Here is a 19,496-nt window from a genome sequence, read left to right on the forward strand (position 1 = left end):
AAAATTGGGATGGGAACCAAAAACGCATGACGGAATTCAATCAACCCATTAGCGGCAACGATCTGGCGCGGTTCTCGGGGCCGAACACGTTCATGCGGCTGCCTCAGGCATCCACGCTGGCGGGGCTGGATGTGGCGCTGCTTGGCATTCCGATGGATATTGGAACCTCGTGGCGGTCGGGCACGCGGTTCGGGCCCAAGCAAATCCGCAGCGAAAGCGCAATGATCCGGCCCTATAACATGGCCACATCGGCAGCCCCGTTTGATGCGTTGCAGATAGCGGATATCGGGGATCTGGCGATCAACACCTTTTCGCTGTCTGAAAGCCTGAAGATCATCAAGGACAGCTATGACGGCATACTCTCACAAGGCGTGATCCCTGTGGCCATGGGCGGCGATCATTCAATCACCCTGCCGATCCTGCGCGCGATTGCAGCCAAACACGGGCCGGTGGCGCTGGTCCACGTGGACGCCCATGCGGATGTAAATGATGAGATGTTTGGCGAGCGCGAGACCCACGGCACCGTCTTCCGCCGCGCCTACGAAGAGGGGCTGATCGTCGCCGACAAGACCTTTCAGATCGGAATTCGCGGATCAGGCTACGCGGCCACCGATTTCACCGAAGCCAAGGGCTGGGGGTTCCGGCAGTTCCCGGCATGGGAGCTGTGGCAACAGAACCTGACCCAGATCGGATCGCAAATCCGCAAAACGGTCGAGGATCATCCGGTCTATATCACCTATGATATCGACAGCCTGGACCCGGCCTATGCGCCTGGAACAGGCACGCCCGAGATCGGGGGGCTGACCACACCACAGGCGCTACAGCTGATTCATGCGTTGCAGGGCATTAATGTGGTGGGATGTGATCTGGTCGAGGTTTCGCCCCCCTATGATCCATCGGGCAATACGGCGCTGACAGCGGCAAATCTGTTGTTTGAGTTACTCTGCATTCTGCCGGGCGTGACGTCACGGTAGAGCGGCCCGGAACGCCTTGTTCCGCAGCGTGATCAAGCTAGGCTGAAGTAAAGACGTTTCAGGAAACATCATGAAAATTGCCTTGGGTCTAATCCTAGTTCTGATCGTAGCTTTGGCCGTCTATATCCGACTGGCCCCGTCAGACCCGGCGCGCTGGCATGTGCCGCCGCGCGCCGATGTGGATCGGGACCTCAAAGGAGGCGTTCTACGTGTCGTCGACACCGGCCCGGACGGCTTGGCACGTCTGGACACGATCATTCGCACTACGCCACGCACCCGGGTTCTGGCCGGATCGGTTGATGAGGGGATGATCACCTATGTTACACGCACCAAAGTGTTCGGCTTTCCTGACTACACGACGGTGCAGCAGGACGGGGATACGCTGTGTATCTATGCGCGGTTAAGATTTGGCCGGAGGGATTTCGGCGTCAATCGTGACCGGGTCGAGGGGTGGCTGGCTTTGCTGCAGTCCTGACGACAAACACCCTTCCTGGACTTCGCGCCACATGGGGACGTTTAGCGACATCTGGCATTGGGCCATGAACATGCGGCCATCGACCTGTAGGCAAATCATTTCGCCCAGTTCCACGCGTGAACCCGCTTTGTCGGTGCAGTAGCAATCCCTCACCTTGCCATCAGGTCCGACATAATCGGCCATTGCGGGCGCAGCGAGCAGCGCTAAAACGAAAACCAACCCCTTCATGCAGGGTAGCTTAGCACACGGCAGGCCCTTGACCAAAGCCCCCGGATGATAGACACCGCCCGGATGATCCCCGAAGAACGCCTTGAGCAGATAACCCAGCGATTCCAATACCTCGAAGCGGCCATGGCCGATGGTGCCTCGGGCGGGGATATTGCAGCCTTGGCGAAGGAGTATTCTGACCTCAAGCCGGTGGTCGATCAGATCATGGGATGGCGACAGCTGGTGGCGGATTTGGCCGAGGCCGAGGTGATGCTGGCCGACCCGGATATGAAAGAGCTGGCCGAAGAAGAAATTCCCGAGCTGAAGGCACGCATCCCCGAGGCTGAACATGCGCTGCAACTGGCCTTGTTGCCCAAGGACGCGGCAGATGCGCGCCCTGCGATGCTGGAAATCCGCCCGGGTACGGGCGGGGATGAGGCCGCGCTGTTCGCCGGAGACCTTCTGCGGATGTACCAACGCTATGCCGAGGCACGGGGGTGGCGGTTTGAGATCATCGAGGAACAGGCCTCGGACCTTGGCGGGATCAAAGAGGTGGTGGCCCATATCAAGGGCGACAACGTCTTTGCGCGGATGAAATACGAATCCGGCGTGCACCGCGTTCAGCGCGTGCCCGAAACCGAAAGTGGCGGGCGTATCCATACCTCGGCCGCCACGGTTGCTGTTTTGCCCGAGGCTGAGGATGTGGACATCCAGATCGACGCCAATGATATCCGCATCGACACGATGCGATCTTCGGGCGCAGGCGGGCAGCACGTCAACACGACCGACTCGGCGGTGCGGATCACCCACTTGCCGACAGGTTTGGTTGTGACCAGCTCAGAGAAATCCCAGCACCGTAACCGAGAAATCGCGATGCAGGTGCTGAAGACACGCCTGTACGATCTGGAACGCCAGCGCATCGACAGCGAACGCTCGGCTGATCGGGCCAGTCAGGTGGGGTCGGGGGACAGGTCTGAGCGTATCAGAACCTATAACTTCCCACAGGGGCGCATGACCGACCACCGCATCAATCTGACGCTTTATAAGCTGGATCAGGTGATGCAGGGTGATCTGGATGAAGTGATCGACGCGCTGACCGCTGATGACCAGGCCCGGCTGCTGGCCGAGATGGCGCAATGACCGGCGCGCAAACGGCAGCGCAGGCCATGGTGGCCGCAACGGCGCGTCTGCGCGCGGCGGGTGTGGACGATCCGGCCCGCGATGCCCGTGTTTTGCTGGCGCACGCCGCCCGAATCGAAGCCAGCCGCGTGACGCTGATTGCGCCCGAAGAGTTAGCGCCCGATATCGCCGAGCGCTATGATCAGTTGATCTCACTCCGCGCGATCCGTGTGCCGGTTTCCCATCTGCTGGGCGAACGTGAATTCTATGGTCGTCGGTTCCGTGTCAGCCGCGATGTGCTGGACCCGCGCCCTGAGACCGAAGCGCTGATCGAAGCCGCGCTGAGCGAGCCTTTTGATCATGTTCTGGATCTTGGAGTTGGTTCTGGTTGCATTCTGATCACGCTATTGGCCGAACGCGCCAGCGCCTCGGGCGTTGGGGTCGATCTAAGTGAGTCCGCCTGCCTGCAAACCAGCGCCAACGCCGTACAGCACAAGGTGCAGGATCGGGTGGACGTGCTCCGGTCCAACTGGTTTTCAGCCATTGAGGGTAAGTTTGATCTGATCGTGTCCAACCCCCCCTATATCTCGCTCTCCGAAATGACCTGGCTTTCGCCCGAAGTGCGCGAACATGAACCCCGGATGGCGCTGACCGATGAAGGTGACGGGCTGAACGCCTATCGCCATATCGCAGCGGATGCGCCCGACTTTCTGCTGCCCGGCGGGCGCATTCTGGTTGAGATTGGTCCGACACAGGCCCAACAGGTTTCAGCGTTGTTTGATGCGTCTGGCCTGTCTGACATCCGCATTATCCCCGATCTGGACGGTCGCGACCGCGTGGTTGGGGCCCGTTTGCCTGGGTGAGAATCAGAAACTGAGGCCAAAAAACGCCGGTTTATGTAAAAAACCTGCGAAATTTCTGAGAATCCTCTTGTCTGCCGGTGCTGGACATGCTTACTCAGGATTAGTCGGCGAGGTTGACGCTGTTGCAGCGCACCCCTGACGCCAAGCCCAAAAAGTCGAGATCCCGTCGCGGCAAACGCCTAAGAGCAGTGCAAAAACGGGGTTGATCGACAGCGTATTTATAAGGCTGACGAAAAGTAAGATGAGATCTTCCAAATCCCGTTCGCGGGCCAAGAATAACCGAAATCGTCCTTCCGGCGGTAACGTCGTTAACCGTGTTTTTGACAGCTCGGGCCCCGAAGGCAAAGTGCGCGGCACCCCGCAGCAGATCATTGACAAATACAACCAGTTGGCGCGCGATGCGCAGCTGTCCAACGACCGGGTTGCCGCCGAGAACTTTCAGCAGCACGCAGAGCACTATCTGCGCATGTTGAGCGAGGCGCAGCGCGAAATTGAGGCCCGCCGCGAAGAGCAGGACCGCCAAAACCGCGAACGTCAGGCCGAGCGTGATCGTGAACGCGCCGAACGTCAGGAACGCGAAGCCGCCCGTCAGGCTGACCCGGCAGAGACCCCTCAGCCCGATGTCATGGGGTTTGACGCCCCCGCGGCGACCCCAGAATCGGGTCTGGTAGAAACGCCCGAGAATCAAGGCAGCGAGGCCGAAGCCCCTGAGCCGAAAGAGCGCAAGGAAAAAGCCCCGCGTCGCCCGCGCCAACGCAAGCCAAAGCCCGCCGCTGAAACCAATGATGAGCCCGCCGCAAATGGCGGCGACACGCCCGAAGCGGCGGAGTGAGAGAGCGACAAAATCCGAAAAAGCCCTGCCGCTAAACGCAGGGCTTTTTTATACTAGCTCGCGTGGGCCAACTGTTGGCTACGCTTGCTGATGTCGCGGCGAAATGTCAGCTCCGAGCCCAAACCAGACTTGATTGCCGTGATCCAAAAGTTGATCTATTCGAAGTCAAACTAGTCAATTGGCGAAATTGGTTTGCGACATGAGAACGGCTATATCGAAATTCATAATTGTGTTTTGTGCGTTCTACACCCCGCTTGTCGGCTACGCAGGCGAGACAAGCCGCGTCGAGGAAATCTTGCACCGGAAGTCGTTTATCCCGAACAGTCAAGTCCTGCTGTCAGAGGTTCACGCAAGTATCCTAGGCTGCACCATTCGATTGCACCTAAAAAAATCGAAGGCTTGCATCGGAGATGAAGGCTTCACTTCCCAAACCGATTACATCGACCTTCGGGCTCTCATAACAAACAAAGACACAGTCGAGTTTAAGGATTTTTTCGGTACGCGACTTGAAGCAATGAAAGGTTCTGCGAAGTACCAGTATCGGTCACTCTATAATCGGTTCTTACGGTTGGCCAACAAGCAAAAATCGCAAATATTCCATGACCAAGACGATGATCTGGCAACACGTGCTGAAGCTGATCTAATTCTGAGCGAACGTTACCGCGATGAGATAGACCCTCAATTTTACTCAAGGTCATTTGAGACCATACTGTTTTGTTCCGGCGTCGAAATCAAACAACCTTTGAGAAGCGACTTTTACACCTTCTACTTAGCGCCTTCTGAAATGGACGAGTTTGCGACGTTAATCGAACGGCTATCGCAAACCTGCGACATTGACTTAAACGGTTAAATTGTATCTACGCTACTGACGGGAACGGCAGCAAAGTCCGCATGGCAGGAATCTGCACTTTCTTCCGGCAAGGCTGAACCCTGCACGATTGAAATATCGTTTTCCAAACTCACGTGGCATTCCAAAACAGGTCGCGGATTTTCAGCCTTTTCGGATTTCTCTGGCCAGCGCACAGAACGCTTCTAACGGTACCTGCTCTGCGCGTTCTGTGGGTTTGATCCCGGCGGCGATCAGGCGGTCTTCGATATCCGGGGCCACACCTTTCAGCGAAGCGCGCAGCATTTTGCGGCGTTGGTTGAACGCGGCTGCGACCACGCGGGACAGGGTTGCTGCATCTGCAGGATAGCGCGGTTCAGGCAGAGCGGTCAGGTGGACCACGGCGCTGGAAACCTTGGGTGGGGGCGTGAATGCGCCGGGGGGCAAGGACATGGCGATGCGTGCCTCGGCCCGCCATTGGGCCAGGATGGCCAGGCGGCCATAGGCCTTGCTGCCGGGTTGGGCGACGATGCGATCGGCCACCTCGCGCTGAAACATCAGGGTCAGGCTTTGCCAGAAGGGTGGCCATTTAGGCGGGGTCAGCCAGCGCACCAGCAGTTCGGTACCGACGTTATAGGGCAGGTTGGCGGCGATGCGGATCGGTGGCGTCAGGTGTTCGAGCGGGTCGATTTCCAGCGCGTCGCCGTTGATCACCTCAAGCTGGCCGGGATAGGCGGCGGCGATGTCGTTCAGGGCGGCAATGCAGCGGGTGTCTTTTTCCACCGCGACCACCTTGCGCGCCCCCTCGGAGAGCAATCCCCGCGTCAGGCCGCCGGGGCCTGGGCCGATTTCCAGCACATCGCATTGGGTCAGATCCCCGGCCTGGCGTGCGATCTTGGCGGTCAGGTTGAGGTCGAGCAAGAAGTTTTGGCCCAGTGATTTTCGGGCTGAAAGCTGATGGCTGGCGATGACTTCGCGCAACGGGGGAAGGGTGTCGATAGCGCTCATGATCCGGTTACCGTGGCGCGGATTGATGGGAAAGCACCAGAGGTTTTTTGCCTCCGGCGGGGATATTTTCAGCCAGGTGAAGGATCAAGACGTTTGCGCCATCTGTTGGGCGAGTTTCAGGGCCTCGATCAGGCTGGTGGGATTGGCGATGCCTTGCCCGGCGATATCCAGCGCGGTGCCGTGATCGGGTGAAGTGCGGATGAAGGGCAAGCCCAGCGTGACATTCACCCCCCGGTCGAAATCCAGCGTTTTGATCGGGATCAGTGCCTGATCGTGATACATGGCGATGGCGGCGTCATAACGGGCGCGGGCGGCGGCGTGGAACAGCGTATCCGCCGGGTGCGGGCCGGTGACGGTGTAGTCTGGGCTGTCAAATCCGTCCAGCAGCGGGGCGATCCAGTCCAGTTCTTCTGTGCCCATTTTGCCGCCTTCACCCGCATGCGGATTCAGCCCCGCGACGGCGATCCGGGGATGTGCGATACCGAATTGCTGCTGCAAGCCTTGCGCCGTCAGCGCGATGGTTTGGGTCAGCAGGTCTGGTGTCAGTTCCTGTGGTACGCGCGAGAGTGGGATGTGGATCGTGGCGGGCACGACGCGCAGCTGCGCGCTGGCCAGCATCATCACCACATGTTGGCGACCGGCCAGAGCGGCGAGGAACTCGGTATGGCCGGGATAGGCGAAATCCGCCCCGTCGATGAGCGCTTTCTTGTGAATGGGTGCGGTGCAAAGCGCCGAGGCTGCGCCAGACTGAACCAGCGCGACACCGCGTTCGATAGCGTCGATAACTGAGGGTGCATTGGTCGGTTCCGGCTGGCCCGGAATGTTGGGAGCCGGAAAATCCAGGTGGAGAACGGGCAGGGATTGGGCACTTGCTGCCTGCGCCTGGGTCGGGTCAGTGATGCGGGTGATCGGAGTGCCCTTGGGCAGGTGGGTGGCATCGCCAATCAGGAAGAACGGGCAATCATCGCGTAGCTCTGCCCAGGCTTTGGCGGCGATTTCCGGGCCTATGCCTGACGGGTCGCCGCAGCTGAGCGCGATGGGTGCCATCATTGCTCAACGATGGTGGCTTCGGCGCGCAGCTGTTCCAGAAGGCTTTCTGAGAAGGCTTGCAGGCGCTGCTGTGTCAGGGCGTTGGCCACATCGGCGCGTGAGGTATCTTCGCCGAGATTGCGCGTGCGGTTGCATAGCATCAGAAACACCAGTGTTTGCCCATTGTTGCGGGTCAGCGTGGTTGACACTTCGTTCCGATCCAGCTTGGCCAGCTCTACCGCGATATCGCGAGGGATCTCGGAGGGGACGGCTTCGATTCGTTCCAGCACATCAGCGGGTTGCCCCTTGGCGGTGCCATACAGATCATCGCAGGTGTCAATCTCTTCGCTCAGGCGGGCCGCCCGCGCGAGCGTGTCTGCGCTGCGGCCGCCGGGCAGATAGTAGATTGCATAGTCGATCTTGGAATAGCTCGGCGCGCCAGCTGCCACTTCGCGCACTCCGCGCATCTGGAACAGCGCAATGGCGTTGGGCAAGGTCAGCGGGTCTGTGATCTCACCGTTTTTGAGACCCAGAAGGACGGGTTGCAATGCGGGCGGTAGGTTGCTGATGTTCAGCCATTCCAGACGACCGCCATCGTTGCGGGTTGCCGCGGCGGAGTATTGCGTGGCTGCAGATGAGAAGGCGTCATACCCTTCGAGGCGCGAGATTTCTTCTGCCAGCCGTTCCGCCTGTGCCACGGTTTGCTGGTTCACCGGAATAATGATCTCGGACAGTAGAACCTGTAGCCCGCCGCCGCCAGATTGACCCAACGCCCGGTTGATCTCGTCCTCGCTGGGGCGGGCCTGCGACAGGAAACGGGCACTGATATAGTCGCGCCACGACAATTGATCCGCAACAAAATCCCGAACGGTTTCGGGCTCGATACCAGCCTCGCCAAGCAGTTGCAGGAACTGTTCGGTACTGAACTGGCCCCGGGCGGCGAGTTGATCAATGCCAACCTGAACATCTTCGGGCGCGGCCCTTACCCCGGCCTCGCGCATGGCCTGTTGGCGCAGGCGATCATCGATCAGGGCTTGACGGACTTCTGCCTCGGTTCCACCCGGCACGCCAAGAGCGTTCAGGAACTCCAGCCGTTGTTCAAGCTCGAACCAGGTGATGATATCCTGATTGACACGGATTGCGGGGGAAAACAGGCTTTGCGCACTGGCCTGCGGGGCCGAGACCGCCAGAACAGCGGCAGCCAACGCCGATGAGATCGAACGGGCGCATCCGCCCCGGAGAAACCTGAAGAAACCTGAAATCAACTGCATTTTCTCTTGTACGTCTTTCCGCCGCCTTCAACGGCATATCCTGTCAGCGTAACGGTAAACCCGAATTCGGTCGAAGGCTCAATAGTCGTTGTTGAGGTAAAGCGCCTGTTTACGGACATGTTAAACTGAACGCATTCGTTCTGATAAGTCACACCCAGCCCCAGGCGGATGGGTTCGGAATTGGCAAGATCGTAGCGGGCCGACGCACGCGTCAGCCAGTTCTGATCGATTTGGTGCCGCCCGCGCAACCAGATCTCGGACACTTCTTCATCCGGATTTTCAGCCGGATCAGGCTCTTGCCAGACATAGCTGCCGGAGATTGCGCTGTTCTCGCCTGTCCAGGCGCCGCGAAGCTCGGCGCGGGTAAAGCTGAAATCGCTTTCGATCAAGCCGCGTCCCGCCAGCGACCAGCCATTGGCAGTTTTGATCTGGCCGGCCACCAACAGATCGGATGTGGTGCCTTGCAGGCCCGAGGTCAGGTTGAAATTCGGATCGGCATCGGCGCGGAAGACCTGACCGATTGTGGCCAAGGCTTGCCAGCCGTTCGATTTGTAGCGCGCCCAGTTGACGCCAACCACCGCTGTTGCCCCGTCTTCGCGCTGATCTTCGGCAGGAAAGCGCGACAAGGACAACAGATTGCCCTGATCGAATTCCTGAAAGGTGCTTTCATCGTTCGGAACATCTGTGTCCGAGACATCGGTCCAGCCGAATTGCACGATCGGCTCCAGAAACTGGGTCGCACCGGTTTGTTCGCGCCGTGTCATGGGATAGCGCAGCGTCAGTGCCGCGCGGGGTGTAGTGCGGGTGACATTGCTGGGAAATGCGTCGTCATTGCGGATGTTAAACGTATCAATTGCAGCGCCGATCCGGGCATCCGCGCGCAGCCCCGACGCAAAGGTCCAGCTGCGCAGCCATTCCGCATCAAACGTGGCGCGTGCGATATCGCGCCCGACAACATCTTCGTCACTGGTGCGTTCATGGGCATGGGCCACAAAGCCAAGCCGCATTTCGCCCCCAACCGCGTTTGGGAAGAGCCGTTTCTCGTAGTTCAGGTCAAACACACGCGAGGGGATTTCATCCTGATTTTCACTGTCGCGCAGTGTTTTGTAGTGGATCAGGCTGGTCTTGAAGGCGGTATCGCGCTTGATCCGGGTCAGGGCGATCTCACTGCGCAACCGGTCGAAATCGGGCAGGCCGTAATCTGCCAGATAGGCATCGTCTGACGTGGTCTTGAGGTCGAAAGTCAGTCGGAAGTCATTCCTCAGATTGAAGAAGCCGTTGGCAAACAGATAGCCACGATCCTGATCGCGCTGCACGTCATCGCGGGTATAGGCACCTTCGAACTGGATGCGCCCGTTCACGAAGGCTTGCCGATAGCGATAGCCCAGCGTTCGGGTGCTGGCCGAGACAAAGGGTGTCAGCGTCAGGTCCTTATGGTCGCCCAGCTTGATGAAATAGGGCACTTGCAGACCCAGACCTAGCTGCGAGGTTCTGCGGAAGGACGGTGCCAGAAACCCGGTCGCGCGTTCGAGCGTCGGGTCAGGCAGGCGCAGATAGGGAAAGTAGAAGACCGGATAGTCCAGCACGCGCAGTTGCGCGCCTTCAAAGTAAAGCTGCCGCTCCAGCTGATCATGGGTCACTTTGCGCGCCCTGATTTGCCAAAGCGGAGGTTTGCCATTTGCACAAACATGGCAGGAGGTGGCCGCGACCTTGCTGAACTGCGTGTAGCGGCCAGAGGCGCGCCGCGCCTGAACCGAGGCGACCTGAACCTGCTGATCGAAAACCATGCGCGCACCGATCAGCAACCCGTTTTGCAGGCCATCATCCAGCTCGGCTGAGTCTGCCAGCAAGGTTGTCCGCCCGCCCTGATCGATCCGGATGGGGCCCTCAAGTGACAGTTTTCCGGTTTCGCGGTCAAAGGTGATACGCTGCGCGCTGACCTTGGCATCGCCCTGAAACGCCTCGACATTGCCTTCGGCGACCAGCACGCGTTCGGGCGTGATGAATATCTTATCCGCCACCAGCAGGGCGGGCTCATCCTGTTGTGTGACCTCATTGGTCGCGGGTGCTGGTGCCGTTTGAGCCAGCAGCGCTGCAGGAGCCGTGACAGCCAGAGCGCTTGCCATCAGCGCAGACAGAATGCGCGGCATCAGCCGTCCTCCGCGTGTAGTAACAGGCCGAGCGATAGGAAGATGGCAGCAACGGGCGGTGCCCAGGCGGCGACGTAGATGGGCAATTGTCCGTTTTCCCCAAGTATTTGCGCAAAATTGCGCACGAAATAGATGGCAAAGCCCAGCAATACCGCGGTCAGGACTGCAATGCCGGTGCCGCCGAACCGCACATGGCGCATGGTAAAGGCCGCGCCGATCAGAACCATGGAAACCAGAAAGAATGGCCGCGCCAGTTGGACTTGTAACCAGACTTCATACTGTTTGGTTGCAAAGCCCGCCTCGCGCAGATCCGTGATCAGTTGCGGCAGGTCATAGACCGACACAGAATCCTGTTGTCCCAGCGTATCCAGAATACGCTGGCGGGTCAGAGTGGTGGGAAGATCGAGCTGGGTATGCTCAATCGATTGTGTCTCCGGGTTTTGGCCGTCTTCAAGGTTCCAGACTTTGGCGTCGCTCAGCACCCAGCTGCCATCGATCAACCGGGCCTGTTCGGCAACAATCTGTTGCGTTGGCTTTCCGTTGGGGTCGAATGAGACGATGGTCACATCACGCAGCTTCAACTCATCGCCGTTTGCGGTGCCGCGTGCATGAATAACCGCCTGACCCGTCTGGGTGCTTTGGCGCAGCCACAAACCCTCACCGCTGATCGACAGGGCCGAGCTTCCATTATTGCGATAGGAATCTGACAGGCGCTTGTATTCTTCAGATGTAGCCGCCGCGATCGGGTTCAAAAGCGCGACAGCCAGAGCCCCGATCACCAGCGCCAGCAAGACCGGCGCCACCAATGCGCGAATGCCGGATCGGCCGATCGCACGCGTAACCACCAGTTCCGAGGTGCGTGCCAGCCCGACAAACAGGGCGATGGTCGCCAGAATCACCAGCAGGGGCAGCATTTCGCTGATCGCCGCAGGTGTGTTCAGCAAGGTCAGCTGCAACAGGCGGCCAAAGGACAGATCGACCTCATTGAACCGGCGTACTTGTTCGATCAGGTCGATCAGAATCATCAGGGTCAGAAAGATGCCGCCGATAACCAGGAAGCTTTGCATAAAACGGCGGGCAAAATAGCGGTCCAAAATCACAAGCATGACCCCGCTGGGCTTGCAGCGTTGGCGTTCAGGCCGATATCGCCCTCGCATAGTCCCATGCGCGACGGCGTATGCCTGCCGTGTCGTGCCACTGTCGTCTCCCCCGAGCCTGCCGGATATTTTTTCAGGACCATAATGCAAATGGTGGTCAGGGAAAACTGCTATCTGGTCAAGCCGGGCGGCGCGGGCTAGGTCTTGGGGAACACAGTTTCAGGAGCGCGCAATGAGCAGTCTAGTCCCAATCCGTTTTCAAGCCTTCGACGTGGAAGCCATGGCGCAGGCCGAAGGGCGCGTTGCCATTGTGGTTCCAGCAGATCGCAAGATGAGCCCGGCAGCCAGGCGCGCCAATCGCCTGACCAAGGGGGCTGTTGCCCGGTTGGTCGAAAGCGATGCATTTGGCAAGGCAAAAACCGGCGATGTCATCTCGCTGGCCTGGCCAGCTGGTATGGCGGCTGAGGCGCTCGACGTGCTGGTCCTATCCCGTCGCCCCGAGGCGGATGAGGCCCGCAAGGCCGGTGCCGCATTGGCCAAACTGGCCGGTGGGCGCGACATGCTGGTGATGGCGGGCAATCAGGCACGGGCCGAGGATCTGGCGATGGGGATCGCCCTGCGCAGCTATGATTTTGATGCGCATAAAACAAAGGATAGCGACGCCGCGGGCTCTGTCACGATCTCTTGCAACAAGCCCGAAGAGGCCGAGGCCCAGTTTGCACCGATGTATGCGGTTGCAGATGGGGTGCGGATGACCCGTGATTTGACCAATGAGCCTGCGAATGTTCTGACCACCAGCGAATTCGCCGCCCGTCTGGACGAGATGAAGTCGCTGGGTCTTGAAGTCGAAGTGCTGGACGAAGACAAGCTGGCGGAGCTGGGCATGCGCACATTGCTTTGCGTGGGGCAGGGTTCGGACAGCCCGTCCAAAGTGGTGGTGATGCAGTGGAACGGGGGCGACAAGGACGATGCGCCTCTGGCTCTGGTCGGAAAGGGTGTTGTGTTCGATACCGGGGGGATCTCGCTTAAGCCGGCGGGTGGCATGGAAGACATGACCATGGATATGGGCGGCGCGGGCGTCGTTGCGGGCACAATGCGGGCGCTGGCCAAACGCAAGGCCAAGGCCAATGTTGTGGGGCTTGTTGGTTTGGTCGAGAACATGCCGTCGGGCAATGCCACGCGGCCGGGGGATGTAGTCAAATCGATGAAGGGCGACACGGTCGAGATTATCAATACCGATGCTGAGGGGCGTTTGGTCTTGTGTGATGTCATGTGGTACGCGCAGGAACGGTTCGCGCCTGTTGGCATGATCGATTTGGCCACACTAACCGGCGCGATCATCATCGGGCTGGGGCATGAGAACGCAGGTGTCTTTTCGAACAACGATACGTTCTGTGACGCCTTCCTGAAATCTGCCAAAGCCGAGGATGAAGGGGCCTGGCGGATGCCGTTGGGCGACGCCTACGACAAACTGCTGAAATCGCGCATTGCGGACATGAAGAATGTGGGCGGGAGGCCTGCGGGTTCGATCACGGCGGCGCAGTTCCTGCAGCGATTTGTCAAAGAGGAGACGCCGTGGATTCACCTGGATATCGCCGGGGTGGCTTCGGTCGCGTCCGAGACATCCTATGCACCGAAAGGGGCCACCGGCTGGGGTGTCCGCGCGCTCAGCCGCTTTGTGCAGGATAATTTTGAGTAGACCATGGGCGCCGTCTATTTCTACCACCTGACCCAAAGGCCGCTTGAGCACACCTTGCCGGTGTTGCTGGACAAGGCGCGGCAGGCCGGGTGGCGGATTGCCGTGCGGGGCACCGATCCCGCCCGGCTGGACTGGCTGGACGAAAAGCTATGGCTGGGTCCGGAAGAGGGGTTTCTGCCCCATGGTCGCGCAGGAGGGCCGCATGATGCGATGCAGCCAATCCTGCTGACCTCGGACATGCAGGCGGGCAATGAGGCCACCTGCGTGATGTCGGTGGACGGTGCCGAGGTGGCCCCGGGTGAGGTCACTGCACTGGAGCGGGTCTGCATCCTGTTTGACGGCAATGACGATCAGGCCGTGCAACATGCGCGTGATCAGTGGAAGACGCTGACGCAGGCGGGGTGTTCAGCGCAATATTGGTCCGAGGAGTCGGGCCGTTGGGAAAAGAAAGCCGAGGCCTAGTGCGCGGCTGTTGCAGAACTCAGGAGAGTGACGGATGGAAATGAAGCCTTTGGGCCGAACTGGTATCATGGTGTCTGACCTGTGTCTGGGAACGATGACTTTTGGGACCCAGACTTCAGAACCCGAAGCGCATGCACAGATGGATCTGGCGCTGGGCGCGGGGATCAATTTTGTGGATGCGGCCGAGATGTACCCGGTCAACCCGATCTCTAAGGAAACGGTGGGCCGAACCGAAGAGATTTTGGGAAACTGGAATGCCGCGAACGCATCGCGACGCGGTGACTATGTGTTGGCCACCAAACATTCTGGGGCAGGGTTTGCCCATGCCCGCGATGGCGCGCCGATTTCGGCTCAGACCATTCCAGAAGCGATCGAGGGATCGCTGCGGCGGTTGCAGACCGAATATATCGACCTCTACCAGTTTCACTGGCCCAATCGGGGCAGCTATATGTTCCGCCAGAACTGGAACTACGCGCCCTCGGGCCATAACACCAAAGAGGTGTTGGAGAACATGCAGGGTTGTCTTGAAGCGCTGCAGGAGCAGGTCGAGAAGGGCAATATCCGGGCCTTTGGTCTGTCGAACGAAAGCGCTTGGGGCACCGCGCAATGGCTGCGGTTGTCCGAGCAGATGGGCGCGCCGCGTGTGGCGTCGGTGCAGAATGAATACTCGCTGCTGTGCCGCCACTTCGATACGGATATGGCTGAGCTCAGCATGCACGAAGATGTGGGCCTGATGGCGTTTTCGCCGCTGGCCACCGGGTTGTTGACTGGAAAATATCAGAATGGTGCAGTACCCGCAGGATCGCGCAAGTCGATCTCGCCCGAACTGGGCGGGCGTGACTCGGACCGAGTTTATGACGCTGTGGCGGCCTATCTTGAGATAGCGTCGGGCTATGGATTGGACCCGACCCATATGGCACTGGCCTGGTGCCGGACCCGGCCTTTTATGATGTCGTCAATCTTTGGTGCGACGACGGTGGCACAGTTGGAGCATATTTTGGCCGGTGACAACTTGGTGCTGTCGTCAGAAGTTCTGAACGCTATTGGTCAGGCGCACCGCGCGCATCCCATGCCGTTCTAGGGGGCTCTGCCCCCGCCGCGCGTTCGCGCGCCTCCCCCGGGATATTTTTTGGCCAGATGAAGGGGGATCCGGTCAGTGATGGGTGTGGGGCGCACGCTCGTGCCTGAGGTCGCGGGCCGACAGGCCGTGGGCTGTGCGGAAGGCGCGAGCAAAGCTGGATTGTGAAGCGAAGCCGGTAGCCAGTGCCACATCCATCAGCGGCATATCGGTGTCGATGACCAGACGGCGCGCCTCGGCCAGTCTGAGTTGTAGGTAGTGGTCCTGTGGCGTGGTGTTCAGACGCAGGCGGAATTGCTGTTGCAATGTGCGTGGGCTGGTGCCCAACTGATCTGCGATTGAGGCAAGCGGTAGCGGATCGTCGAGCGAAGCTTGCATCAAGTTGTTTGCTTTTGAAGTCAGTGAGGTATGGCGGTGCGGGGCGCCGGTGCGGCTTTGCGGTTTGGTTGGTTCGGGTGCGCCGTCATAGAGGAACAGGCCCGAAACGCGCGCGGCGAAACCTGCGCCATGGCGGGCGGCGATGATATGCAACATCATTTCTACTGCCGGGATGGCGCCGCCGGATGTCAGGCGATTGCCGGACACGGTGAAGCGGTCCGGGCGGACGTCGATGTCAGGGAAGCGGGTGGCAAAATTGTCCAGATCCTCCCAATGGGTTGTGGCGGCGTGGCCGTTCAGAAGGCCGGCCTCGGCCAGCAGCCACGGCCCGCCATCAATCCCGGCCATTGTCGCGCCGGTGCCTGCGATGCGCCGCAGCCCGGCCAGCAGGCTGGGGGTGGCGTGGCGGGCCAGCTGAAACCCGGCAACAACTATCATCAGGTCACAGCTTTGCAGCCGGGCCAGCGGGATTCCCGGGACCGTCAAGGCGCTGGTCAGTATTGCAGGGTCCGATGTTGCGGTCACATAGTCCCAGTCAAAGGCCGGGCGGTCGGCCAGCCGGTTGGCCGCGCGCATCGGATCGACGGCTGAGGCAAAGCTGAGCGTGTTGCATTCGTCCAGCACCAGCACGGCCGTTTTCAGGGCGCGATGTTCTGGTTCCAGGATGTTTTTTGCGGATTTCATCAAGTTCGATTCGCATTCTGGCAAGTGTTTTTCCAAAGCTGCGTCAGACTTGCGCGCAACGCAAATCGATAACCGGGGAGAAGTCTGGGGAAAACCCGACGGGAACCTGGGTATAATCTGGGGAAAACGCCATGCCTTTGGAAATGAACCGCGACGTCTTTATCACCTGCGCCGTGACCGGCTCGGGCGGAACGCAGGATCGCAGCCCGCATGTACCGCGCTCGCCCAAGCAGATTGCCGACAGTGCGATTGCGGCGGCCAAGGCAGGGGCCGCAGTGGTGCACTGCCATGTGCGTGATCCTGAGACTGGAGCGCCCTCGCGCGATTTGGAGCTGTATCGCGAGGTGACCGACCGGATCCGGGATGCCGAGGTCGATGCTGTGCTGAACCTGACCGCGGGGATGGGTGGGGACATGGTGTTTGGGGGAATCGAAAACCCGCTGCCCTTGGCCGATGCTGGAACCGATCTGGTGGGTGCGACCGAACGGGTGGCACATGTGGCCGAGTGTCTGCCCGAGATCTGCACCTTGGATTGTGGCACGATGAATTTTGCCGAAGCGGACTACGTCATGACCAACACGCCCGGTGCATTGCGGGCGATGGGGCAGATGATGACGGATTTGGGCGTGAAGCCCGAGATCGAAGCCTTTGACACCGGCCATTTGTGGTTTGCCAAGCAGTTGGTGAAAGAGGGCGTTCTAGCGCCGAATGCGCTGGTTCAGCTGTGCATGGGTGTGCCTTGGGGCGCGCCGGATGATCTGAACACCTTCATGGCGATGGTGAACAACGTTCCTGATGACTGGACGTTCAGCGCGTTTTCCCTGGGTCGGAATGAGATGGCCTATGTGGCGGCATCGGTTCTGGCGGGTGGCAATGTGCGGGTCGGGTTGGAGGACAATCTGTGGCTCGAGAAGGGTGTGTTGGCCGAGAACTGGCAGTTGGTTGAACGCGCAGGCACTATTATCGAAAACATGGGCGCGCGGGTGATCGGGCCCGAAGAGGTGCGCGAGAAGCTGGGGCTGGTAAAGCGGGCACCCGCAGGAGCGGCGGGCTGAAGCCTGCCCTACGAATAGGTCAAACGATATGAAGAAGATATCAGCAATCATTGGCGGCGGAGTGATCGGCGGCGGCTGGGCCGCGCGATTCCTGCTGAATGGCTGGGACGTGCGGGTGTTTGACCCGGACCCCGAGGCCGAGCGTAAAATCGGTGAGGTTCTGGACAATGCGCGACGTTCGCTGCCGGGGCTGAGCGATGTGCCTCTGCCGTCCGAAGGCGCGCTGACCTTCCATGAGGACATCGCGGAAGCTGTTCGGGGCGCGGCTTGGATTCAGGAAAGCGTTCCAGAGCGGTTGGACCTGAAGCTGAAGGTTTACAAAAGCCTGCAAGGGGCCTGTGATGCGGATGCAATCATCGGCTCCTCGACCAGCGGGTTTAAACCTTCAGAATTGCAGGAGGGTGCGATGCGGCCCGAGCAGATCGTGGTGACGCATCCGTTCAACCCAGTCTATCTGCTGCCATTGATCGAACTGGTGCCCACCGATAAGAACCCGCCAGAGTTGGTCGCTAAGGCGAAGGACATTCTGACATCGGTCGGGTTCTTCCCGCTCCACGTCAAGAAAGAGATCGACGCGCATATTGCGGACCGCTTCCTTGAGGCGGTCTGGCGCGAGGCGCTGTGGCTGGTCAAGGACGGCATCGCCACGACGGAAGAGATCGACGAAGCAATCCGCATGGGTTTTGGCATCCGCTGGGCGCAGATGGGGCTGTTCGAGACCTATCGTGTTGCAGGGGGAGAGGCCGGCATGCGGCATTTCATGGCGCAGTTCGGACCCGCGCTGAAATGGCCCTGGACCAAGCTGATGGATGTGCCTGAGTTCACCGACGAGCTGGTTGATATGATCGCCGATCAGTCGGAAGCGCAGTCAGGCATGCATTCGATCCGTGAACTCGAGCGCATCCGTGACAACAACCTTGTCGGCATGATGCGCGCGCTCAAAGCGCAGAATTACGGCGCAGGGGCCGTGTTGAACCAGCATGACGCGGCGCTGAAACCCGGTGCACTGCCATCACTGGATCAGGCGGATCTAAGCCAACCCATACTGACCCTCGCGCGCGCGGTTCCTTTGGATTGGACCGACTATAACGGCCATATGAATGAGGCGAAGTATCTGGAGGCTTTCGCGGCCGCAACGGACCGTTTCATGGAAATCATCGGGTGCGACGCGGATTACATCACCTCGGGTGGAAGCTACTTCACCGCCGAAAACCACATTCGTTATCTGGATGAAACCCATGCCGGAGCCCGGATCGAGATACGAACTCAGATGCTGTTGGGCCAAGGTAAGAAACTGCACGTGTTTCACAGCATGTATGAGGGCGACAAGCTTTTGGCGACGGGCGAGAGTTTCCTGCTGCATGTCGACCTTGAAACGCGACGCCCCTCGGCGCCCTCGGACCAGATCGAGGGTGCCATGGCACGGATTACCCAGGCGCAAGCCGATCTGCCTTATCCCGAGGGGGCAGGTGCCGCGATCCGGAGACCCGTATGACGCAGCGGGTTCTGATCACGGCGGGTGCCTCGGGCGTAGGGCGCGCGATGGCGGAGGCGTTCGACACATCCGGTGCGCGGGTCTGGATTGTTGATGTCGACGGTGAAGCGCTGCAAAACTGCCCAGACAGCTGGCAAAAAAGTAAAACCGATGTCTCGGATGAGTCGCAGGTGGCCGACCTGTTCGACCAGATCGCCAAGGCCTGGGGCGGGCTGGACGTGCTTTGCGCAAATGCGGGCGTCGCTGGGCCGACTGCTCCGGTTGAGGATGTATCTCTAAATGATTGGAAAAATTGCCTTTCAGTCAATCTCGAAGGGGCGTTTCTGTGTTCGAAATACGCGACTCCCATGCTCAAGAAACAGGCGCATGGGGCCATTTTGATCACGTCTTCCACCGCGGGACAATACGGCTATCCGAACCGTTCGCCCTATGCCGCTGCGAAATGGGCGATGGTTGGATTGGGCAAGACGCTGGCGATGGAGCTTGGTCCACATGGCATACGCTGCAATGTGATCTGTCCCGGCTCTGTCGAAGGCCCACGCATGGAAGGGGTCTTGCAGCGCGAGGCCGCCGCTAAGGGCATGACACGCGATCAGGTCTATGACGGCTATGCCTCTGGCACCTCAATGGGGCGCTTTGTCGAAGCGCGGGATATTGCTGATATGGCAGTGTTCCTGGCCTCGGATGCGGCACGGCTGGTTTCGGGTCAGGTCATCGCTGTGGACGGACATACGGTCAATCCCGACCCGAAACTCTGATTTAGATCAGCCTTGATTCGGGCCTCTGATCTGGCG

19 protein-coding genes are annotated in these 19,496 nt (G+C 59.7%); 12 read left to right on the forward strand and 7 right to left on the reverse strand.

All coding sequences use genetic code 11. From position 1 onward, the window contains the following. Positions 1–26: 26 nt before the first annotated feature. Both speB and AC2FGE_RS02125 read left to right on the forward strand, forming a co-directional pair. The gene (gene speB / locus AC2FGE_RS02120; protein ID WP_496817525.1) at positions 27–974 is read left to right on the forward strand and encodes an agmatinase; all 948 of its coding nucleotides are present in this window, start codon (positions 27–29) and stop codon (positions 972–974) included. Positions 975–1,044: 70 nt separating this feature from the next. Beyond that, a complete protein-coding gene (locus AC2FGE_RS02125; protein WP_496817526.1) occupies positions 1,045–1,449 on the forward strand; it encodes a DUF1499 domain-containing protein in 405 nt (134 codons plus the stop codon). On the opposite strand, the gene AC2FGE_RS02130 is transcribed toward AC2FGE_RS02125, so the two are convergent. Then, the gene (locus AC2FGE_RS02130) at positions 1,375–1,677 is read right to left on the reverse strand and encodes a hypothetical protein (protein WP_496817527.1); all 303 of its coding nucleotides are present in this window, start codon (positions 1,675–1,677) and stop codon (positions 1,375–1,377) included. The two genes, AC2FGE_RS02125 and AC2FGE_RS02130, sit on opposite strands and share 75 nt — an antisense overlap. A 63-nt stretch (positions 1,678–1,740) precedes the next feature. Between AC2FGE_RS02130 and prfA the strand changes: the two genes are divergently transcribed. The 4 genes from prfA (at position 1,741) to AC2FGE_RS02150 (ending at position 5,320) form a co-directional block, all read left to right on the forward strand. Beyond that, on the forward strand, positions 1,741–2,796 hold the full coding sequence (prfA, locus tag AC2FGE_RS02135; protein WP_496817731.1) for a peptide chain release factor 1: 1,056 nt from the start codon (positions 1,741–1,743) through the stop codon (positions 2,794–2,796). Beyond that, a complete protein-coding gene (gene prmC / locus AC2FGE_RS02140) occupies positions 2,793–3,638 on the forward strand; it encodes a peptide chain release factor N(5)-glutamine methyltransferase (RefSeq protein ID WP_496817528.1) in 846 nt (281 codons plus the stop codon). The genes prfA and prmC overlap by 4 nt, the downstream gene beginning before the upstream one ends. Positions 3,639–3,879: 241 nt before the next feature. Then, positions 3,880–4,470 (forward strand): DUF4167 domain-containing protein, encoded by a 591-nt coding sequence (locus AC2FGE_RS02145; protein ID WP_496817529.1) that lies wholly within the window; start codon positions 3,880–3,882, stop codon positions 4,468–4,470. 199 nt (positions 4,471–4,669) lie between these two features. Continuing rightward, the gene (locus AC2FGE_RS02150) at positions 4,670–5,320 is read left to right on the forward strand and encodes a hypothetical protein (protein ID WP_496817530.1); all 651 of its coding nucleotides are present in this window, start codon (positions 4,670–4,672) and stop codon (positions 5,318–5,320) included. Positions 5,321–5,461: 141 nt separating this feature from the next. Here the strand turns inward: AC2FGE_RS02150 and rsmA are convergent, their stop codons facing one another. The 5 genes from rsmA to lptG all read right to left on the reverse strand — a co-directional run bounded on the left by rsmA (position 5,462) and on the right by lptG (position 11,854). Beyond that, the gene (gene rsmA, locus AC2FGE_RS02155) at positions 5,462–6,304 is read right to left on the reverse strand and encodes a 16S rRNA (adenine(1518)-N(6)/adenine(1519)-N(6))-dimethyltransferase RsmA (protein WP_496817531.1); all 843 of its coding nucleotides are present in this window, start codon (positions 6,302–6,304) and stop codon (positions 5,462–5,464) included. 84 nt (positions 6,305–6,388) lie between these two features. Beyond that, positions 6,389–7,354 (reverse strand): 4-hydroxythreonine-4-phosphate dehydrogenase PdxA, encoded by a 966-nt coding sequence (gene pdxA / locus AC2FGE_RS02160; RefSeq protein WP_496817532.1) that lies wholly within the window; start codon positions 7,352–7,354, stop codon positions 6,389–6,391. Continuing rightward, the gene (locus AC2FGE_RS02165) at positions 7,351–8,604 is read right to left on the reverse strand and encodes a peptidylprolyl isomerase (RefSeq protein WP_496817533.1); all 1,254 of its coding nucleotides are present in this window, start codon (positions 8,602–8,604) and stop codon (positions 7,351–7,353) included. The genes pdxA and AC2FGE_RS02165 overlap by 4 nt, the downstream gene beginning before the upstream one ends. Beyond that, positions 8,595–10,754: an LPS-assembly protein LptD gene (locus AC2FGE_RS02170; RefSeq protein WP_496817534.1), complete on the reverse strand. Its 2,160-nt coding sequence runs from the start codon at positions 10,752–10,754 to the stop codon at positions 8,595–8,597. Before AC2FGE_RS02170 ends, AC2FGE_RS02165 begins: the two co-directional genes overlap by 10 nt. Beyond that, positions 10,754–11,854: an LPS export ABC transporter permease LptG gene (lptG, locus tag AC2FGE_RS02175; RefSeq protein ID WP_496817732.1), complete on the reverse strand. Its 1,101-nt coding sequence runs from the start codon at positions 11,852–11,854 to the stop codon at positions 10,754–10,756. The genes AC2FGE_RS02170 and lptG overlap by 1 nt, the downstream gene beginning before the upstream one ends. A 229-nt stretch (positions 11,855–12,083) precedes the next feature. Between lptG and AC2FGE_RS02180 the strand changes: the two genes are divergently transcribed. The 3 genes from AC2FGE_RS02180 to AC2FGE_RS02190 are packed head-to-tail and all read left to right on the forward strand — an operon-like array spanning position 12,084 to position 15,093. After that, the gene (locus tag AC2FGE_RS02180) at positions 12,084–13,550 is read left to right on the forward strand and encodes a leucyl aminopeptidase (RefSeq protein WP_496817535.1); all 1,467 of its coding nucleotides are present in this window, start codon (positions 12,084–12,086) and stop codon (positions 13,548–13,550) included. A 3-nt stretch (positions 13,551–13,553) separates the two neighbouring features. Then, positions 13,554–14,012 carry a DNA polymerase III subunit chi gene (locus tag AC2FGE_RS02185; RefSeq protein ID WP_496817536.1) on the forward strand — a complete coding sequence of 153 codons (459 nt, stop codon included), beginning with the start codon at positions 13,554–13,556 and terminating at the stop codon, positions 14,010–14,012. A 34-nt stretch (positions 14,013–14,046) separates the two neighbouring features. Continuing rightward, positions 14,047–15,093, forward strand: a complete 1,047-nt coding sequence (locus tag AC2FGE_RS02190; RefSeq protein WP_496817537.1) for an aldo/keto reductase — start codon at positions 14,047–14,049, stop codon at positions 15,091–15,093. A 72-nt stretch (positions 15,094–15,165) separates the two neighbouring features. Here the strand turns inward: AC2FGE_RS02190 and AC2FGE_RS02195 are convergent, their stop codons facing one another. Further along, on the reverse strand, positions 15,166–16,152 hold the full coding sequence (locus tag AC2FGE_RS02195; protein ID WP_496817538.1) for a GlxA family transcriptional regulator: 987 nt from the start codon (positions 16,150–16,152) through the stop codon (positions 15,166–15,168). A 131-nt stretch (positions 16,153–16,283) separates the two neighbouring features. Between AC2FGE_RS02195 and bcoG the strand changes: the two genes are divergently transcribed. From bcoG to AC2FGE_RS02210, 3 genes are read left to right on the forward strand one after another with little or no spacing between them, the layout of a single operon-like run. Then, a complete protein-coding gene (gene bcoG / locus AC2FGE_RS02200; RefSeq protein WP_496817539.1) occupies positions 16,284–17,207 on the forward strand; it encodes a 3-dehydrocarnitine:acetyl-CoA trimethylamine transferase BcoG in 924 nt (307 codons plus the stop codon). Between the two features lie 28 nt (positions 17,208–17,235). Next, on the forward strand, positions 17,236–18,702 hold the full coding sequence (locus AC2FGE_RS02205) for a carnitine 3-dehydrogenase (RefSeq protein ID WP_496817540.1): 1,467 nt from the start codon (positions 17,236–17,238) through the stop codon (positions 18,700–18,702). Then, on the forward strand, positions 18,699–19,460 hold the full coding sequence (locus tag AC2FGE_RS02210; protein WP_496817541.1) for an SDR family oxidoreductase: 762 nt from the start codon (positions 18,699–18,701) through the stop codon (positions 19,458–19,460). The genes AC2FGE_RS02205 and AC2FGE_RS02210 overlap by 4 nt, the downstream gene beginning before the upstream one ends. Positions 19,461–19,496: the final 36 nt, after the last annotated feature.

Source organism: Ruegeria sp. YTSA075, from assembly GCF_059610245.1.